Origin of the sequence: Methanobacterium sp. CWC-01 (assembly GCF_030323845.1) — an archaeon.
GTDB classification, from domain to species: domain Archaea; phylum Methanobacteriota; class Methanobacteria; order Methanobacteriales; family Methanobacteriaceae; genus Methanobacterium; species Methanobacterium aridiramus.
This window is the reverse complement of record NZ_CP040735.1, coordinates 522283-539728: the sequence shown is the minus strand read 5'-3', so window position 1 is coordinate 539728 and position 17446 is coordinate 522283. Positions and strand designations below refer to the sequence as shown.

At 44.1% G+C, this 17446-nt stretch carries 16 protein-coding genes; 4 read left to right on the top strand and 12 right to left on the bottom strand.

Annotated elements, in window-relative coordinates; genetic code table 11:
• Window positions 1-23 precede the first annotated feature (23 nt).
• From FGU46_RS02805 to rimI, 7 genes are all read right to left on the bottom strand, one after another.
• Window positions 24-443, bottom strand: a complete 420-nt coding sequence (locus FGU46_RS02805) for a hypothetical protein (protein WP_286476299.1) — start codon at window positions 441-443, stop codon at window positions 24-26.
• A 1-nt stretch (window position 444) separates the two neighbouring features.
• A complete protein-coding gene (locus tag FGU46_RS02800) occupies window positions 445-1281 on the bottom strand; it encodes a CBS domain-containing protein (RefSeq protein ID WP_286476297.1) in 837 nt (278 codons plus the stop codon).
• 63 nt (window positions 1282-1344) lie between these two features.
• Window positions 1345-1776, bottom strand: coding sequence for a universal stress protein (locus FGU46_RS02795; protein ID WP_286476295.1), 432 nt, complete (start codon window positions 1774-1776; stop codon window positions 1345-1347).
• 4 nt (window positions 1777-1780) lie between these two features.
• Complete coding sequence (locus FGU46_RS02790; protein ID WP_286476293.1) at window positions 1781-2935, bottom strand: amidohydrolase family protein; 1155 nt, start codon at window positions 2933-2935, stop codon at window positions 1781-1783.
• Window positions 2936-3020: 85 nt separating this feature from the next.
• Complete coding sequence (carB, locus tag FGU46_RS02785) at window positions 3021-6209, bottom strand: carbamoyl-phosphate synthase large subunit (protein ID WP_286476291.1); 3189 nt, start codon at window positions 6207-6209, stop codon at window positions 3021-3023.
• Window positions 6210-6290: 81 nt separating this feature from the next.
• A complete protein-coding gene (gene carA, locus FGU46_RS02780; protein WP_286476289.1) occupies window positions 6291-7373 on the bottom strand; it encodes a glutamine-hydrolyzing carbamoyl-phosphate synthase small subunit in 1083 nt (360 codons plus the stop codon).
• A 96-nt stretch (window positions 7374-7469) separates the two neighbouring features.
• Entirely contained in the window at window positions 7470-7922 is a 453-nt protein-coding gene (rimI, locus tag FGU46_RS02775; RefSeq protein WP_286476287.1) for a ribosomal protein S18-alanine N-acetyltransferase, read from the bottom strand.
• On the opposite strand from rimI, the gene FGU46_RS02770 reads away from it, so the two are divergent.
• The 3 genes from FGU46_RS02770 to cobK are packed head-to-tail and all read left to right on the top strand — an operon-like array spanning window position 7921 to window position 11644.
• The gene (locus tag FGU46_RS02770; protein ID WP_286476285.1) at window positions 7921-8334 is read left to right on the top strand and encodes a UPF0146 family protein; all 414 of its coding nucleotides are present in this window, start codon (window positions 7921-7923) and stop codon (window positions 8332-8334) included. The two genes, rimI and FGU46_RS02770, sit on opposite strands and share 2 nt — an antisense overlap.
• Window positions 8331-10856 (top strand): calcium-translocating P-type ATPase, PMCA-type, encoded by a 2526-nt coding sequence (locus FGU46_RS02765; protein WP_286476283.1) that lies wholly within the window; start codon window positions 8331-8333, stop codon window positions 10854-10856. Before FGU46_RS02770 ends, FGU46_RS02765 begins: the two co-directional genes overlap by 4 nt.
• On the top strand, window positions 10853-11644 hold the full coding sequence (gene cobK / locus FGU46_RS02760) for a precorrin-6A reductase (RefSeq protein ID WP_286476280.1): 792 nt from the start codon (window positions 10853-10855) through the stop codon (window positions 11642-11644). Before FGU46_RS02765 ends, cobK begins: the two co-directional genes overlap by 4 nt.
• Window positions 11645-11792: 148 nt before the next feature.
• Here cobK and FGU46_RS02755 read toward each other — a convergent pair whose 3' ends face one another.
• Entirely contained in the window at window positions 11793-13025 is a 1233-nt protein-coding gene (locus FGU46_RS02755) for a proteasome-activating nucleotidase (protein WP_286476278.1), read from the bottom strand.
• Window positions 13026-13165: 140 nt separating this feature from the next.
• On the opposite strand from FGU46_RS02755, the gene FGU46_RS02750 reads away from it, so the two are divergent.
• On the top strand, window positions 13166-13639 hold the full coding sequence (locus FGU46_RS02750; RefSeq protein WP_286476276.1) for a multiprotein bridging factor aMBF1: 474 nt from the start codon (window positions 13166-13168) through the stop codon (window positions 13637-13639).
• Between the two features lie 84 nt (window positions 13640-13723).
• On the opposite strand, the gene FGU46_RS02745 is transcribed toward FGU46_RS02750, so the two are convergent.
• Genes FGU46_RS02745 through FGU46_RS02730 form a run of 4 tightly spaced genes read right to left on the bottom strand, consistent with a single transcriptional unit; the run spans window position 13724 to window position 17382 of the window.
• Entirely contained in the window at window positions 13724-14077 is a 354-nt protein-coding gene (locus tag FGU46_RS02745; protein WP_286476274.1) for a DUF356 domain-containing protein, read from the bottom strand.
• A 4-nt stretch (window positions 14078-14081) separates the two neighbouring features.
• Window positions 14082-15302 carry a hypothetical protein gene (locus FGU46_RS02740; protein WP_286478509.1) on the bottom strand — a complete coding sequence of 407 codons (1221 nt, stop codon included), beginning with the start codon at window positions 15300-15302 and terminating at the stop codon, window positions 14082-14084.
• A gap of 44 nt (window positions 15303-15346) precedes the next feature.
• Complete coding sequence (locus FGU46_RS02735; protein WP_286476272.1) at window positions 15347-15775, bottom strand: hypothetical protein; 429 nt, start codon at window positions 15773-15775, stop codon at window positions 15347-15349.
• Window positions 15776-15834: 59 nt separating this feature from the next.
• A complete protein-coding gene (locus FGU46_RS02730; RefSeq protein ID WP_286476270.1) occupies window positions 15835-17382 on the bottom strand; it encodes a Mur ligase family protein in 1548 nt (515 codons plus the stop codon).
• Window positions 17383-17446 lie beyond the last annotated feature (64 nt).

Genomic DNA, 17446 nt, shown 5'->3' with positions numbered 1-17446 from the left:
TGTTTATTTTAATCTCTTTTGTTTTAAATCTCTTTTACCACGTTTTCAGAGACTCTGCGTCGGCGACTGGTTAATTTTCTAAAAAAACCCCGATCATCATTGCCATGAAGATTTATTAAATCCCCGTCCACTTCCAATTCCTGCCCATCTGCTTCCACCCGGTTGATCTCCACGGTGATGAGGGAGGCCTCTTCCAGGACATCGTTGGCGTGGTAACTATAATCCAGAATCAGCTTATCATGGGGGAATACTTCGTTAATGCTCCTTTTTATGGTAAGTTCTAGAATCTCAAAAAAAGTTTCCAGCTGGGGAGTTCCCTCCCACCATAAAGTGGCCATGAGGAATTTTATGTTAATTGGATGTATGGATACATCCGGCCCATTTTTAGCCACAACACGAATCTCTTCTGGACCTTCCTTTATCTTTAATATTACAGGGGACATTTCAATCGGTTATGGCCCTGATCAAATCACTGGCACGAATCAGGCCTACTAAATCTCCTTCCACGTCAATAACTGGCATCTGTTCGATTTTCTTCTGACGCAGCTTGTTGGCGCATTCCTTCACGGTGGTTTTAGTGGTGACAATGACCAGATCAGCGGCAGCCACATCTTTAACCTCTTTATCCGAGAATTGAAGATGATTCTTTATGACGTAAAGAACATTCTTACTATCCCATGACCATTTATCCCCCTCAGTACCTACTGAAGTGTTGTGCACGGTCTGTTCAGATACTATTTCACTCTCATTAAGAAAATCAGTTTCAGTTAATATTCCAGAGAGCTTCCCGTCCTTGTTAAGGGCCAGGAGCACCTTCAGGTTATAATATCGCATGATCTCGAAGGCCACATTCAGAGGAGTTCTCTCCCAAGTAGTGGGAATATCCTTTAACATGTACTTTTCAGCCGGTTCCGAGAGATCCATTTTCCATAACGCTTTTTTCACCAGATCAGAAGCCGTAACCAGCCCGACCAGCTCACTATCTTTAACTACCGGGACTCTCCGGATGTTATTTTCAATCATCTTTTGAGCCGCGTCCTTCACATTATCTTCAGGTTGGACTGATATTATGTCACGAGTCATGATTAGGGCGATCTGTTCTTCATCTGGGTTTTGAACCAGATCTGATCGGGTGAGTATACCCAACAGGGTTTTTGTTCCTTTTTTTACTACGGGGAGTCCTGAAACCTTTTTTTCCCTCATTATGTCCAGGGCATGGGAACGATTTCCCGGCACCTGTATGAAGTGAATATCCTCTGACATTATTTCCTTTATTTGCATATTTACACCATCTACAAAATACACCATCTAACAAAATAATCGAAAACTAGATAATTATTCTAATTAGTGAACGGCCAGAACTGGACATTTAGCTGATCTAACCACCTTTTCTGTCACGCTACCCAGTAAGAACCGGTCCAGACCATGTTTTCCAGAAGTTCCCATAACCACTAAGTCAATACCTTCATTTTCGATGGTTTTTAGCACCACATCTGCAGGAGAGCCTTCTTTACTAATGAGGGTTATCTTAATTTCAGGTTCATCTTCCTTGATCATCTCTGAAATTCTATCTAGAGATCTTTTAGCCTCTTCTTTAAGCATTTCCTTAATTCTAACGATAAGATCTTCTGCTGGAAGTCCGACCAGTGAAGATGTTTCTATAACATCAAGAACAATGATTTCGGCACCGCTTTGGCTGGCAATCCATATAGCATGCTCGGCAGCTTTTTCGGCGTGTTTAGAACCATCGGTAGGTAGTAAAATTTTGTTGTACATAGTATCACCTCTGGTATAATATTTTACCATCTGTTATTAGGCCTATTATGTTTTTCGATTGAGTGCGGTTTATGAGGGATAATATCGGGTCACGGGATATCTGTTCCACAATCATCAAATCTGCCAAATTACCTTCTTCCAGGGATCCAAGATTCATACCTGTAGCCTTCCCAACATTTACAGTTGCCATCTTTAAAACCTCTACAGGAGGAAAATACTTTCGGGTAAGCCCCCTGGTTACTTTAAGGGTGTATTCCATTTCCCGGAACATATCCGGAGAGTTTATCATCACGTTATCTGTTCCCAATAGCAGGTTTATTCCCAGGTCCCACATTTCCTTAATAGGGGGTATCCCTGTGGATAGGGCTCCGTTAGACCGGGGGCAACAAACCACTGATACTTCGTGTTCAATTATCTTCTCCAGATCTTGGGTGGTGGCTGAAGTTAGATGTACGAGTAATTTAAAACCAGCTTCTAAGGCTCTTTCTACTTCTGTTTTTCCTGTTTGTTCCTTAGATTGCTGTTGCATTTTCTCATTTTCGCCGGCATGGATGGCTGGAATCTTACCATTTTCAAGGCATTCCTGGGCGATATGTCTAGCAGTTTCATCTTCCACCTCTCCAAAGCCACTTAAGCCAATCCCCTGGCTGATTTTCAATATTTCCTGGATATCGGCAACTATTTCAGAGTTATCTGCATTTTTATCCAGGAAGGATTCCTGCCTTCCCAGAATTATGGCCCTGATTGGAATATCCTCCAGGGCTTCCCTTAAAATTTCAACACCTTCTACTCCTCCCTCTCGAAAGTCTACAAATGTGCTGGTGCCGGTTTGAATCATGTCTTGCAGAGAATCTCTCATGGATTTAATAAGATCTTCCCGGGGTGTTTCTCTTAATATGCGGTGTTTAATTCCATTTGGGGGCTTAACTATTTTATCTAGCGGTTCCCCATCACCTATGTCCCGGGCAACAGAGTCTCCCAGATGGATATGGCTGTTTACGAGTGCTGGTGCTACTATACACCCTTTCGCATTGATAATCTTCCCCCGGGCCCTACCCTCAGAGATCTCAACAATTTCGTTGTCCTGAATGAACAGGTTTTTGGTTACTGGGAGGAGATTTTCGCCATAAAGCAGGGTTCCATTTTGGATGGTAATCATGTGATTAAACATTTCCTCCTAAAATGATTGTAATCAAGAAAAAAGATTGAAGTTTATAGCTACGGGTTTCATCATATCATTTGTTTTACAAGTCTTGGTGGTATTCACCAAGGGACTTAACCCCAATTTTACCATCTTCCACATTTTCAATGGCATTGAGGGCAGCACGGGCTCCTGCCAGAGTGGTAACGTAGGGTATATTCAATTCAATGGCCATTCTACGTATATAATAGCCATCATCTGCTGATTGCTTGCCGGAAGGAGTGTTAATGATCAGGGCCACTTCTCCGTTTACTATGGCGTCCCGGATGTTTGGGGAGCCCTGACTGACTTTACGAATGGTTTCTATGTCTCCCAGATATTCTACTGCCTTAGCTGTACCCCGGGTAGCCATGAGTTCAAAGCCCAGATGCTTTGCCTTCTCTACAATATCCCGGATCCTGTTCTTATCCGAATCCCGGACGCTAATGAAGATTTTGCCTCTCTGTGGAAGTTCCATCCCAGCCGAGAGCAGGGCCTTGTAGTAGGCAACTCCAAAGTTTTCATCAATACCCATACTTTCTCCAGTGGATTTCATCTCTGGTCCCAGAACGGAATCAGCCTCAGGAAGCTTTATAAAGGGGAATATGGATTCCTTTACTGATACATGTTCCACCCGGATCTCGCTCTCCAGTCCAAAGTCCTGCAACTTATGTCCTATCATCAATTTGGCGGCAATTTTTGCCAGAGGGACACCAACTGCTTTACTAACGAATGGAACAGTTCGACTGGCCCGTGGATTGGCTTCCAGTATATAAACCATGGGGTTTTCGTCTTCCCCAATTTTCACTGCGTACTGAATATTTATCAGCCCCACCACTTCTAATTCCAGGGCTAATCTGCGGGTGTAATCCTTGATAGTCTGTAGAACATTGGTTGAAATGCTCTGAGGTGGTATTACGCAGGCAGAATCTCCGGAATGTACTCCGGCCTCTTCAATATGTTCCATGATACCCCCAATAAACACGGTTTCACCATCACAGAGGGCGTCCACATCTATTTCAATAGCATCTTCCAAGAACTTGTCCACCAGTATGGGATGTTCTGGCGAGATTCGTACGGCCTCTTTCATGTATTCCTGGAGTTCCAGATCATCGTAAACGATTTCCATGGCCCTACCGCCCAGTACATATGAAGGGCGTACTAAAACAGGGTACCCGATTCTCTGAGCCACATCCTGAGCATCCTCAAATGAATAGGTTATTCCATAATCTGCCTGGGGTATTTTTAACTGATTAAGAACTCTGGTAAATCTTTCCCGGTCTTCAACCCGGTCTATACTCTCATGGGGTGTTCCTAAAATCTTCACTCCCTGGTTAGCCAGTGGAACCGCCAGGTTGATGCTGGTCTGGCCTCCAAACTGAACAACCACCCCATGTGGCTTCTCTTTCTCAACAATGGCCATCACATCTTCCAGGGTAAGTGGTTCAAAATAAAGTTTGTCGGAAATGTCATAGTCTGTACTCACCGTTTCCGGATTATTGTTGATAATTATAGTCTCAATACCCTCCTCTTTTAAGGCCAGAGCGGAATGAACACAGCAGTAATCAAATTCAATGCCCTGACCAATCCTTATTGGCCCGGCACCAATGATGATAACCTTTTTATTATCAGAAACAGCTACTTCATCTTCAAATTCATAGGTACTATAGTAATAGGGGGTTTCCGCTTCGAATTCTGCAGCACACGTATCCACCATCTTGTAGGATGGAGTTATTCCCATCTCCCTTCGATACTGGCGTATTTCATCCTCATCTATCCCTGCCATCTGGGCTAAGATCCGGTCCGAGAATCCCATACGTTTGGATTCACCCATTATAGTGGGGTCTTTCAGGGATTCTGAACTGACTTTTTCTTCGAAATCTATGATGTTCAATATTTTGTGGAGGAAGAACTTATCGATCCGGGTGATGTGATGAATTTCCTCCACGCTCATCCCCTGTTTGAGGGCGGTGTATACCTGGAATATACGTTCATCAGTGGGGTTCGCCAACTCGTTCCTAGTGAAGGCCACCTCCTCAAATCCGTACCTACCGATGTCCAAGGAACGGATGGCTTTGTGTAAAGATTCTTCAATGGTGCGGCCTATGGACATGACTTCCCCGGTAGACTTCATCTGCACCCCAATCTTTTTACTAATTCCTTTGAATTTATCAAAGGGCCATCTTGGGATTTTAGCCACCACGTAGTCCAGGGTGGGCTCAAATGAGGCAGGGGTTTCCTTGGTTATATCGTTCTGTATCTCGTCCAGGGTCATGCCAATGGCTATTTTGGCTGATATCTTGGCGATGGGATATCCGGTGGCTTTAGATGCCAGGGCACTGCTTCTGCTCACCCGCGGATTTACTTCGATTACCTTATACTCTCCAGTCTCGGGGTGTACTGCGAACTGTATGTTACAGCCCCCCTGAATTTTGAGGGCTCTTATGATCTTGATGGATGCATTACGCAGCTTCTGATTGTCCACGTCACTGAGGGTCTGGGAGGGGGCCAGTACTATACTTTCTCCGGTGTGGATTCCCATGGGGTCAATGTTCTCCATGTTACAGACTATGATGCAGGTGTCGTTTTTGTCCCGCATAACCTCATATTCGAACTCCTTCCAGCCTATTACCGATTCATCAATTAGAACCTGGTTAATGAAACTCATGTCCAGTCCTCGGGCAGCCACTTCCCGCAGTTCTTCCTCATTATGGGCTACTCCTCCACCAGTACCTCCTAGAGTGAAGGCTGGCCGCACAATAACTGGATAACCTATCTCTTCCACGGCTTTTATGGCATCATCCAGTGATTCCACTGCTCTGGCTCTGGGCACGGGTTCGTTTAAATCTTTCATGAAGTTATCGAACAGATCACGGTCCTCCACGTTGCGTATGGTTTCCACAGATGACCCTATGACCTTAATCCCTTCCAGGGCACCAATCTCTTCCAGGCCAGTGGCCACATTGAGGCCAGTCTGACCACCCATGGTGGGAAGTATGGCATCGGGCTTTTCCTTTTCTATTATTTTGGCCACTATCTCGGGGGTGAGGGGTTCCACATAAACCTTATCTGCCATGTCCATATCGGTCTGGATGGTGGCCGGGTTGCTGTTAACCAGTATAGTTTCTATCCCCTCTTCCTGTATGGATTTACAGGCTTGAGAGCCTGAATAGTCAAATTCGGCGGCTTGACCTATTTGGATAGGTCCCGAGCCAATGATAAGCACTTTTTTAATGTCTTTATCCCGTGGCATTTACAATCCTCATTACAATCTTATTAAAAGGTATTTGGGGTCATAACGCTAGATTTCAATAATTCCAATAATCTATTAATATCAATAATCCTTAAGAGTCTCCACAAAATGGTCAAAGAAGCCATCACTGTCATGTGGTCCGGGGCCGGCTTCCGGGTGGTACTGTACACTTTCTATGGGGAGTTCATCATGCCTGATCCCCTCTGGAGTGCCATCATTCAGGTTTAACTGGGTTAAGTTGATGGGAAGGCCGGACAAAGATTCAGGATCCACAGTGAAACCATGATTCTGGGAGGTAATAGCTACTTTGCCTGTTTCCAGGTCCTTAACCGGTTGGTTTATTCCTCGATGCCCGAACTTCATCTTATATATTTTAGCCCCAAAGGCCAGGGAAATTATTTGCTGCCCCAAGCAGATACCAAATATGGGCATTCTTTCTTTAAGATCTTTAACAGTTTGAATTGCCTTTTTAACCCTGGTAGGATCTCCAGGGCCACTGGAAACCAGCATGGCTTGTGGTTGGTAGTCCATGATCTCCTCTGGGCTGCTATGGTATGGTAAAATGGTCACCCCAATCTCTCGCTTTAATAGAGCGTTGATGCTGTTGTTTTTTATCCCGCAATCTAATATTACCACATTGTATGGATAGTCTTCTCCCAAAATGCGAGGCTTATCAACGCAAACCTCATCCACCAGGTCTATCTCTTCTATGCCTGGCTGATTACGGGCCATGTCTAGAAGTTCTTCGTCCTGAATTTCAGTGGTGGCCAGCGCCCCTTTCAGTGTACCAAAACGGCGTAACTTCAGGGTTAATGAGCGGGTATCGACTCCACTGATACCTGGAATCTGATATTCTTTTAAAAAATCTGATAAACTCTTTTCTGATAGGCTGTGTGATGGATGGAGGTTTAAATCACGCACCACATACCCTTCAGCCTTTATACCATCAGACTGGAACCACTCTGATGATATACCATAATTACCCTGCAGCGGATAAGTAGACATTAAGATCTGACCTTTATAAGATGGATCAGTCAAAGATTCCACATATCCAGTCATCCCAGTAGCAAATACAACTTCCCCTGTTTTAATGGTCTCAAAACCGAATGACTTACCTTTAAAAATGGTACCGTCTTCTAGAGCCAGTTTAGCTTCTTTAAGCATGCCATCACCATGTTGTTATCATCCATTAGTCCTGTTATCGTAATCTAATTATTTAATAAGCTATTTTTAGTCAGTTCATTCTAATCATAAATGAATTTATAGTTTGAATTGATCATTGATGGGAATCATTTCCATGACTACGGCGTCTTCCCCATCATCGTAGTAGCTGGGCAGGAATTCCTTTTCTTCAAAGCCTATTTCTTGATAAAACTTTCTTGCCGCCTTGTTACCTATCCTTACTTCCAGTTTTATCTTTTTTAGGTTGTATTTTTTGAAAATATCCAGGGCCGACCATACCAGACTGGATCCCACACCCTTCCGGCGATATTTTTTTTCCACCGCCAGTGATATTATGTGGCCCTCATCTTCAAATCTGATCCAAAATATAATATATCCCACGATCATATTATCTTGCTGGGCCACTAGAAAACCAGCGCCCAGGTTATAAATATCCACCAGAATATGGGACGGGTAAGGATCTTTAAAAGAGGAAAACTCAATTTCCAGAACTTGCTTAACGTCCGGACGCCTGAATTCTCTTATTATCATGACTTTCTCCGTGAGTGATGACATGTGGAGTGATTTTTCCGAATATATAATCCAGCACTACTCTCACGCCAAGCGTATTGTGGAGGTGGGAGTGGGACGTTTTAACCCAGTGGCATTGGACCTCCAAAGACGGCTTAAGGTGAATATTATTATGACCGATATTAAACCTTGCCATCAACACGTAGTCCAGGATGATATTACCCATCCTGACTTAAAAATATATAAGGATGCGGAACTCATTTATTCGATACGACCCCCAGAAGAACTCCATCCCTACCTGCAGAAGGTGGCAGAAGATGTAGGGGCAGATTTGATAATAAAACCCTTTTCCACAGACTCTATAAACACTCCTAAAAATATGAAACTTATCAATTATAAAAAAGCAGTTTTCTTCCAGAGGTGTTCCCTTTGAAATGGCTTAAATTTACTGTAGATGAAACTTTAATGAACTTAAATTCAACCAGGGATGGTTTATCCACTGAGGAGGCTCAGAAACGTACTCTGGAATATGGTAAAAACGAACTGGTTGAAGAAGCAAAGGCAGGTCCAATCAGACTATTTTTGGGCCAATTTATGGATATTCTGATACTCATTCTGATCATAGCCGCAGTGGCAGCTTACTACGTGGGAGACACCCTGGATGCCATAGTAATCCTAATTGTAGTATTAATTAATGCGGTGGTAGGGTTTATACAGGAATATCGTGCTGAAAAGGCCATGGAAAAATTAAAAGGACTTATATCCAGTGAGGCAGTAGTTATCCGGGATGGGAAAGAGGAGAAAATCAGTGCTGGAGATCTCACCCGGGGAGATGTGGTTCTCCTGGAGGAAGGAGACAACGTCCCTGCTGACATGCGGATCATAGAAAGCTACGATCTCCTGGTGGATGAATCGGCCCTTACTGGTGAATCTTTACCCGTGGAAAAACACACCGAAGCCATCTATGACGATGGTCACAGCCCGGCAAATATGGTGTTCATGGAATCTGACATCTCCTCCGGACGTGGAAAGGGAGTAGTGGTAGAGATTGGCATGAACACCGAGATAGGTAAGATCGCGGAGATGATACAGGAAGAAGATGAGGAAACTCCCCTCCAGCAGAAGATTGCACGTCTGGGAAAGATATTGGGGTTACTGGCCGTGGTGGTCTGTATATTTGTATTTGTCCTTGAATATCTACAGGGTTCAGATATAGTCGAAACCTTTATGACTGCAGTTTCTCTGGCCGTGGCAGCTGTACCGGAAGGATTGCCTGCTATTTTAACTCTAACCCTTGCTCTGGGTATGCAGAGGATGGCCCGGAGCAACGCCATTGTCAGAAAACTACTGGCCGTAGAAACTCTGGGATCCTGTAACGTTATATGCACGGATAAGACCGGAACTCTAACCCTAAACCAGATGACGGTCCGAGAAGTTAAGGTCAATGAACCGGAAATGGTTTACACCATTGCTGCCTTGTGTAACAACGCCAGTATTTCCAAAGGAAAGGTTATTGGGGATCCCACTGATGCCGCTCTTCTTTTATATGCTGAAGAGGCAGGGTACAACCGCAGTGAATTGGAACAAAAAAATCCCCGGCTCCTGGAAATTCCCCTAGACAGCACTCGTAAGAGGATGACCACCGTTAACCTGATTGGCAAGGATCGTTACATCCTGGTTAAAGGGGCTCCAGAGGTTTTGCTGCAGAAGTGCTCCCAGATAGAGGGAGAAAGTGGGATCTGTTCCATAACTCCTGTAGACAACACTAAAGTCATGGATGACCTTAAGCACATGACCGGTAATGCCCTACGGGTTCTGGGATTCGCCTACCGGAAGCTGGATCCATCTGAAAATTTATCTCTCAAGGAAACCCTGGAAAGGGACTTAATCTTCGCCGGACTGGTGGGGATGATGGATCCCCCGCGACAGGAAGCAAAGGATGCCATCGCCGTGGCCAATAAGGCCGGTATCAAAGTGGTAATGATCACTGGTGATCACAAGGACACCGCAGTGGCCATTGCTAAGGAAATCGGTATAGTGGACGCAGATAACGTTATAGCCCTAACTGGGGCGGAACTAGATCTGCTCAGTGACCAGGAATTCGAGAACATGGTGGACAAGGTGGGGGTCTATGCCAGAGTCTTCCCAGAACAAAAGGTTCGCATAGTGGAAACTCTTAAGAAGAAGGGCAATGTTGCCTCCATGACTGGAGACGGGGTTAATGATGCTCCTGCACTTAAAAAAGCCGCAATTGGTGTTGCCATGGGGAGCGGGACTGATGTGGCCAAGGAATCTGCCGACATGCTCCTTCAGGATGATAACTTCGCCACCATAGTAAAGGCGGTGCGCGAAGGAAGAACTATATTTGATAACATCCGCCGTTTTGTGCGCTTTCAGCTTTCCACCAACATCGGAGCCATACTTACCATCACTTCTTCCTCCATAATGGGTCTTCCAGTACCCTTCAACCCCATACAGGTATTGTGGATAAATATTATTATGGATGGACCACCAGCCCAGTCTTTAGGGGTGGAACCTCCCGAAAAAGGTGTTATGGAACGTCCTCCTCTGAAAGAAGAGATAATACCCCGGAAAAATCTTATTAAAATAATCGTTGCCGGGGTGGTGATGACCGTCGGAACTCTGGCCCTGTACTACTATTTGCTGAGCAATGGAACCGACCTGATCAAGGCCATGAGCATGGCTTTTACTGTTTTCGTCATGTACCAGATCTTCAACGTGTTCAACTGCCGATCGACACATGGATTTTCCAACAGATTTCTGTTAATAGCAGTAGCATCTTCCTTCTTACTCCAGTTGGGTGTCATATACACCCCTTTCTTGCAGGGTATATTCGAAACAACTGCTCTTTCTGGTGTAGATTGGATAATTGTTCTCCTGATCGCCAGTACCATACTGGTAAGTGATTTCCTGGTTGAGAGGCTTCTAAAATGAGAATAATGGTGATGGCTGGTACCAGTGATTCCACAGTGCTCATAAAGAAGTTGAAAAACCTGAAGAATGACATCTACATCATGGCCACCACGGTCACCAGTTATGGTGCCCAAATTGCCAAATCAGCCGGTGCTAATACAGTGATTAGTAAACCACTCCAAAAGGATGGACTAACTCATATCATAAAGAAACATCACATAGACATCCTGGTCGACTCCACTCACCCCTTTGCAGCAGAGGCGACCCGTAATGCAATCCAGGCCAGTAAAGAAACAGCAATCACCTACCTCAGGCTGGAACGGCCAGCTACTACATTACCCAAAAATTCACTAATTCATCCGGTAGCTTCCTTCCCTGAAGCAGCCCAACTTGCAAAAACAATTAACAATGGCTGTATTATGCATCTGGCAGGAGTCACCACTCTGCACCATCTTACAGAGGTCATAGATGCTGATAGGATAGTGGCAAGGGTTCTTCCCAATCCCTATTCCATAAAAAAATCCTTGGAACTTGGTCTGCCTGGAGAAAACCTAATCGCCATGCAGGGCACCTTCACCGCTGAGTTCAATAAGGCCCTTATGAGGGAATATGGCGCAGAAGTGGTGGTGACTAAAGATAGTGGTGCGGTTGGCGGGACCACATCTAAAATTGAGGCAGCCTTGGAGCTGGAAATCCCAATCATTGTGGTTCTTAGACCAGAGATTTTAGGATTAGAATATGAGAAGGTTTCCAGTAGTGTAGAAGAACTGATAGAACTAGTTTTAAAATCAGGGACACTAGATGAATAATTTGAATAACTTATAAGATGATTGATGAATAATTTGACTAATTATAAGATATTAAAAAGCCTCAGATCGCCCATCATTCATCACGGGTTTCAGAGCTCATAGGGTTCATCACAGGCTTTAAAAATAAAATAGAGTTATACAGATAGGTCTATCCGTACATAACTCCGGCTTCTTTTCGGATTTCTTCGTCCCGTTCCACACCCATAATCTTATCCACGGCATCAAGGAAGTCATTCATGGTTATAATGGGCCTTTCTTCCCGTATGGCAAACATACCTGCTTCAGTGCAGATGGCCTTCACATCAGCACCTGATGCTCCGTCGGTAAGAGCAGATACCAGATCAAGGTCCACATCCTCTTCCATGGTCATGTTTTTGGTGTGTATTTTGAGAATTTCTCGACGACCATCTTCATTGGGTACCGGTACTTCAATGAACCGGTCAAAACGGCCCGGTCTCAGTAAGGCCGGATCCAGAATGTCAGGTCGGTTGGTGGCGGCCACAATACCCACATCTCCTCGTGCCTCGAACCCATCCATCTCTGCTAAAAGCTGCATTAGGGTACGTTGAACTTCTCGATCACCACTAGTGGAACTTTTAAGTCTTTTAGCAGCTATAGCATCAATTTCGTCTATGAATATTATGCTGGGAGATTTTTCCTTGGCCAGTTCGAATACTCCGCGCACTAAACGGGCACCTTCTCCAATGTATTTACGCACAAATTCTGAGGCCACGATCTTTATGAAGGTTGCGTTGGTTTCATGGGCCACGGCCTTGGCCAGTAGAGTTTTCCCGGTTCCTGGGGGCCCGTAAAGAAGCACTCCTTTGGGAGGTTCTATGCCGATTTCTTTGAATAACTCTGGTTTTTTGAGAGGCAGTTCTACGGTTTCCTTAATCTCCACTATCTGCTCTTCCAATCCGCCTATTTGTGTGTAAGATACATCTGGCTTTTCTTCAACTTCCATACCCGTCACAATGGGGTCTTTCTCGGAAGGTAAAACATTGACGATGCTGAAGGTCTGTTGATTTAGAGCCACTCTGGCTCCTGGTTCTAAGTCCTTATCATCCATGAAACGTGAATATCCAATGACAAAATGTGGGCCAGTACTGCTTTTCACCACTACTTTACCCTCATCTAGTACTTCAGTTACGGTGGCAATCACCAGTGGCGGAGATCGGAACCTTTCAATTTCTCCACGGAGGGATTTCAGTTCACGGTCCAACCTCATCTTTTCGTTTTCAATTAGGACCTTGTCTTTTTCTAGTTTCCTAACCTTCCACATGAGGTTCCTTTTTGTCTTGGCATTTTCCTCTTTGAGGATTTTAATCTCTTTTTTAAGGTCTTCTATCTTCTTTAAAATATTATGGGATGTTTTTTCCATCTTAAATGTTCACTCCTCATTGATTTCTGGAAAAAAATAATTTCTAACACTTTATTATATGATGCTTTTTATGGTCTTTAATAATATTTAAATATTGAGGTGTAAAATTATAAATTTAAGTTAAGAATAAAGGGATCGCCATGAGATGTGAGATTTGCGGAAAAAAGATAATCGGACAACCCATAAAAACTAAAATCGAAAGTTCGGTAATGAACACCTGTAAGGAATGTTCCAAGTTTGGCAAAGTCCAAAGAGAACCTCCACGGCCACAGGGTCAATTTAGAAGAACTTCTTCAGGGCCCGGTAGGAAATTCAGGTCAACTAAACCATCATATGAGGTCATTGAGGATTATAACAAGGTCGTCAGAGAATCTCGGGAAAAAAAGGGATGGAGTCGTGAAGAACTTGCGGAGAAGATTTATGAAAAAGTTTCCGTAATAAACCGCATTGAATCTGGTCGTATGATCCCAGATATGAAGCTTTCCAGAAAACTGGAAAAAATTCTGGGTATCACCATTCTGGAAAAAACTGATGAAACTATCGCCGAGGAAGTTAGTTCTAGAAATGTAAGGGGCGCGACTATTGGAGATATCGCTCGGATAAAAAGAAATTAAATTGGAAGTTTTTGAGTGGATTTTCTTCGGTTTATTCAGATATCAGGAAATTTAGGGCAAAGATCCCATTTTTTCCCATAATTTTTAACGTTTTTTGTGGGAGTAGTAACCCTTAAAATAGGGTAAGTTTTTGAATTCAGCTTCTAGGGCATTATATTCAGGATATTCTTCGCTTATCACGATTAGGTGTGCCGGGGGATGAATTTTCCTTATCTGGACAATACTTTGGGTAGTATCACCTTCCACCATCACCAAAACAGACTGGGATGACTTAAACTTTAAATTCTGCTTCATTATTCTTTTTGCAGTTTCATCGGCTATTTTTGGTTGAATAATTCGTGGTGTTCCGTTTATTTTAAGTCTGGCGTGTCTTTCCATATCCGCCAGACTGTTTAGAATTTTATCCTTACTATCTGCTCTTATCATGATTAAGGACATTTCATCACCGTCTTTTTTTCATGAACGAAGTTAGGAGGGTACTTCTGAATAGTACCAGAACTACCAAAATCAATCCCAGGGCGGTTTGCATGTTCCCCACAATGTTAAGGACAGAAGAACTAATGGGCAAATCCCAGGGTGGTGAAGTCCTTTTGTCGGGCAATGCTTTATAATAAACTCCCACGGCACGGGAATTCTCCCGGATGTTAATATCTTTGGCTTCCACGTAGTTTACTCCCACCAGAAGCCCATTGTTAATGTTGGAGTTGATATCTTGGGCGATCTTGGCGGCATTGTAACCATTCTGTTTCACCGAGTACTGAACTATTTCACGGGTGGTTTCACTGATACCTGCAGCGTCGGTTCCATAAATCGAAACACTTATTCCTTCTCCGGTAGATGTAATGGTGTTGACCAGGGCGTCGTAGGCGTAGATGGTTTTTAGATCTGTTCCGTCTAGGGGGCAGGTTTGGTAGTCTTCAGCTCCGGAATAGGCTGAGCTCCATCCACAGGTGGGGCATATCTTACTGTACGGTTCGTTCATGGGAAAACCAGTCTCGTTCAGATCGGATGGGGTGAACATGTCCCCCGTGGTGATGGAAGAAGCCAAGTTAACAGCACCGCCCCCATACTTTTCTCCGGCATCATTAGAGACTTCCTTGAAAACCTCACCCATTATATCTGTGGCTGGATAACCATCACGAATCATTTTACCAATCATAACCGCAGTTTCCTGACGCACCCTTTCAGCTGTTCCATATTGGGGATTTCCGTGGGTGTTCCGTAGGTGGATGATGGCACCTTTCTGCCCAGGGGGCAATACCGCTAGCCCTCCTGATGCGGGGGTCACGGTTATGGTCCCATTGTTGTCCACAGTCACCACATAAACATCGAAGGAACCACCCACAGCTGCCCCAATTGTAGGGCCTCCAGTCATAATCCTAATTCCGGAGAAACTGTTGGCTGCGCTGGCAGCGTCGGCTGCTGTGGCCCCGTTTTCTAAAAGTTCTAATGTCTTCACAATAGCACCTAAACGGGGGGTCTGGTTACCTTCCCCTCCCGATAAAACTGCGAAGTTTTTCTCCTTGGACATGATGAAGGTGGACTGGAACATGTTTTCAGCGAAGGACATACTCCCCGCCGCGGCCCCGTTGGGATCTTTACCCGTGGGGTCGGTGATTATGACCACGTTCATGGTGGCTGCCGATGTATTCACCACCAGGATTAGGGTGATGAAAAGGAGCATAACCCTTTTTAAGACGTTACCATTCATGTCTCTTTCACCTCTACCATGGAAAAGTCCTCAATGACGGTTACAGTCAGTATACCGGTTTGGTTATCCAGCTTAACGTCGGCTGCTTTAATGGGTGTCACGCTGGTACCCGGTATGGTGGAAAGAAGGGCCGCTTGACGGGCATTTTCAAGGGCTTCAGAAATGGGGACCTTACGTTTACTGGTTATTAGAGTATCGCCCTGAATGTAACTACCGGTTCTAAATCCGACACTAGCGATATTGGCCCTTATAGAATCAGTGGGCACGATATCATTTCCTTTAATTATGACCCCGGATATGGGTATTCCCTGGTCCGTTTCGGTTGAGGAGGCGTAAGCCATATAAGTCATCAGCCGACCTGATAATATCAGTAGGAAGGCCAGAAATAAAATTATTAAAGTATCTCTTCTTACTTTAATGAACATGATGTTCACCGTTGATTTTCAATCTTTCCTCTTTTTTTATTCTCAATAAAGTTCTTGTTTTATTTTCGTGATAAATAAGTATTTATTTCATCTTTATATTTGATGGCTGCTTCTCCGATACAGACGATAGCATCAACATTGCAACCGGTGGCCTTTTTCAACCCTTCCAGAACCTGTTCACAAGTTGCTCCCAGGGTTCCTTCCCTGAATTCAACTGGTTCAATATCGGTAGTAATTATTTCCTCTCGAGAGATATACTTTTCCGCTGCTTTACGAGAAAAGAAGGAAGCAGGGATTATAAAATCTGCCAAATATAGTGCTTTTTCTAATATTTCAAGGTCACCAGATTCTTGGGATTCGGAAGAGACCGTGATGATCACTGCCACTTTGGGATAGATCTTTTTAAGTTCCTGTAGAACGGTTTCCACTCCAGAGGGATTATGAGCATAGTCCACAATGAAATCAGTGTTTGGTAATGATTTTACGTATTCCAGACGTCCAGGTACGCCTTTAAAGGTTTCCAGGCCTTTTTTAATATCATCTAATGGTATTTTTAAAAATTCTAGGGCTACTACTATGCTTCCCATGGCATTGTATACATTGTGTAATCCCATTATCCCCATTTTTATTGTATGAGTTCCATGGGGTGTGTGTAAGAGGAAACTGTGGGGAGTAATGTTGTTGGCACGGTAATCTGGTCGGGGACGTTCCAAGCCACATTCACAGCGATAGTAACCAACCCCGGATATGGTCTCTCCCAGTAGCAGTTCTTCTCCACACCAGCATTTTTTAGTGGAAATACGGGAAGGATGATCTTCCACTCCAATGGTTATAACCTTACCCTGGTAGTCTACCTCTTTTAGAAGGCCCCATATGGTGGGGTCGTCGCAGTTAATGACTGCCATTCCTTCCTGGAGTTCTTCCAGGAGTTCCCCTTTTATACGTGCGTATCTTAAAAAGTCTGCATCCTGGCTAAGATGGTCCGGATTTATGTTGGTCAGGACTCCACAGGAGGGTTTACATTTTTCCACTGTGAATCTAAGATCACCAGGGGTGCCTTCGGTTCCAGTTTCCAGTACTGCAATATCGCCATCCAAACGAGCCTGTAAGGGTGGAATGTAGTCTATGTTGCCCTGAAGGCTCTTAAAACCGTGCTCTGTAGTTTTTAGTCCGGCAACCCTTGCTATGTGTTTTAATAGATGGGTGGTGGTGGTTTTGCCATTGGTCCCGGTAATACATATAACCGGTTTTTCTGGTTTTATCCCATTAATGATATCATTAATTTCAAGGATCTTCCCAGAACTTTCCAACTTTCGAAAGGTATCTGAGTCCTTGGGAAGGCTGGGTGGAGGTATAAGGTAGTCAGATTTTTCGAAAAACTCTTCAGGGTGCCCAGATAGGTAAAGGGGAATGTTATAATCTTTTAAAGTATATAGGTACTGGCATTTCTCAGAAGACTCAAGATCACTTCCCAAAACTTCCCATCCATGATCCATAAGGACCCTGGCCGCCAGGTTCCCGACTATTCCACATACTCCCAGAACTCCAAAAACATTTTCCTGATTCTTAAATGAGTTTCTAAAGGGTTTTTCACTGGTTCTATCCATATCTTTGACAACTCTCCTAATCCATGTCTACTAATCCATTCTGTTATCTTCAAGCTCATTATAT

Bases quoted from the DNA above. Each gene is read 5' to 3' on its own strand.
- carB (WP_286476291.1), bottom strand. From the start codon at position 6,209: ATGCCACGGGATAAAGACATTAAAAAAGTGCTTATCATTGGCTCGGGA.
- FGU46_RS02735 (WP_286476272.1), bottom strand. From the start codon at position 15,775: ATGTTCATTAAAGTAAGAAGAGATACTTTAATAATTTTATTTCTGGCC.
- FGU46_RS02730 (WP_286476270.1), bottom strand. From the start codon at position 17,382: ATGGATAGAACCAGTGAAAAACCCTTTAGAAACTCATTTAAGAATCAG.
- FGU46_RS02750 (WP_286476276.1), top strand. From the start codon at position 13,166: ATGAGATGTGAGATTTGCGGAAAAAAGATAATCGGACAACCCATAAAA.
- FGU46_RS02800 (WP_286476297.1), bottom strand. From the start codon at position 1,281: ATGCAAATAAAGGAAATAATGTCAGAGGATATTCACTTCATACAGGTG.
- cobK (WP_286476280.1), top strand. From the start codon at position 10,853: ATGAGAATAATGGTGATGGCTGGTACCAGTGATTCCACAGTGCTCATA.
- FGU46_RS02770 (WP_286476285.1), top strand. From the start codon at position 7,921: ATGACTTTCTCCGTGAGTGATGACATGTGGAGTGATTTTTCCGAATAT.
- FGU46_RS02745 (WP_286476274.1), bottom strand. From the start codon at position 14,077: ATGTCCTTAATCATGATAAGAGCAGATAGTAAGGATAAAATTCTAAAC.
- FGU46_RS02790 (WP_286476293.1), bottom strand. From the start codon at position 2,935: ATGATTACCATCCAAAATGGAACCCTGCTTTATGGCGAAAATCTCCTC.
- FGU46_RS02805 (WP_286476299.1), bottom strand. From the start codon at position 443: ATGTCCCCTGTAATATTAAAGATAAAGGAAGGTCCAGAAGAGATTCGT.
- rimI (WP_286476287.1), bottom strand. From the start codon at position 7,922: ATGATAATAAGAGAATTCAGGCGTCCGGACGTTAAGCAAGTTCTGGAA.
- FGU46_RS02795 (WP_286476295.1), bottom strand. From the start codon at position 1,776: ATGTACAACAAAATTTTACTACCTACCGATGGTTCTAAACACGCCGAA.
- carA (WP_286476289.1), bottom strand. From the start codon at position 7,373: ATGCTTAAAGAAGCTAAACTGGCTCTAGAAGACGGTACCATTTTTAAA.
- FGU46_RS02755 (WP_286476278.1), bottom strand. From the start codon at position 13,025: ATGGAAAAAACATCCCATAATATTTTAAAGAAGATAGAAGACCTTAAA.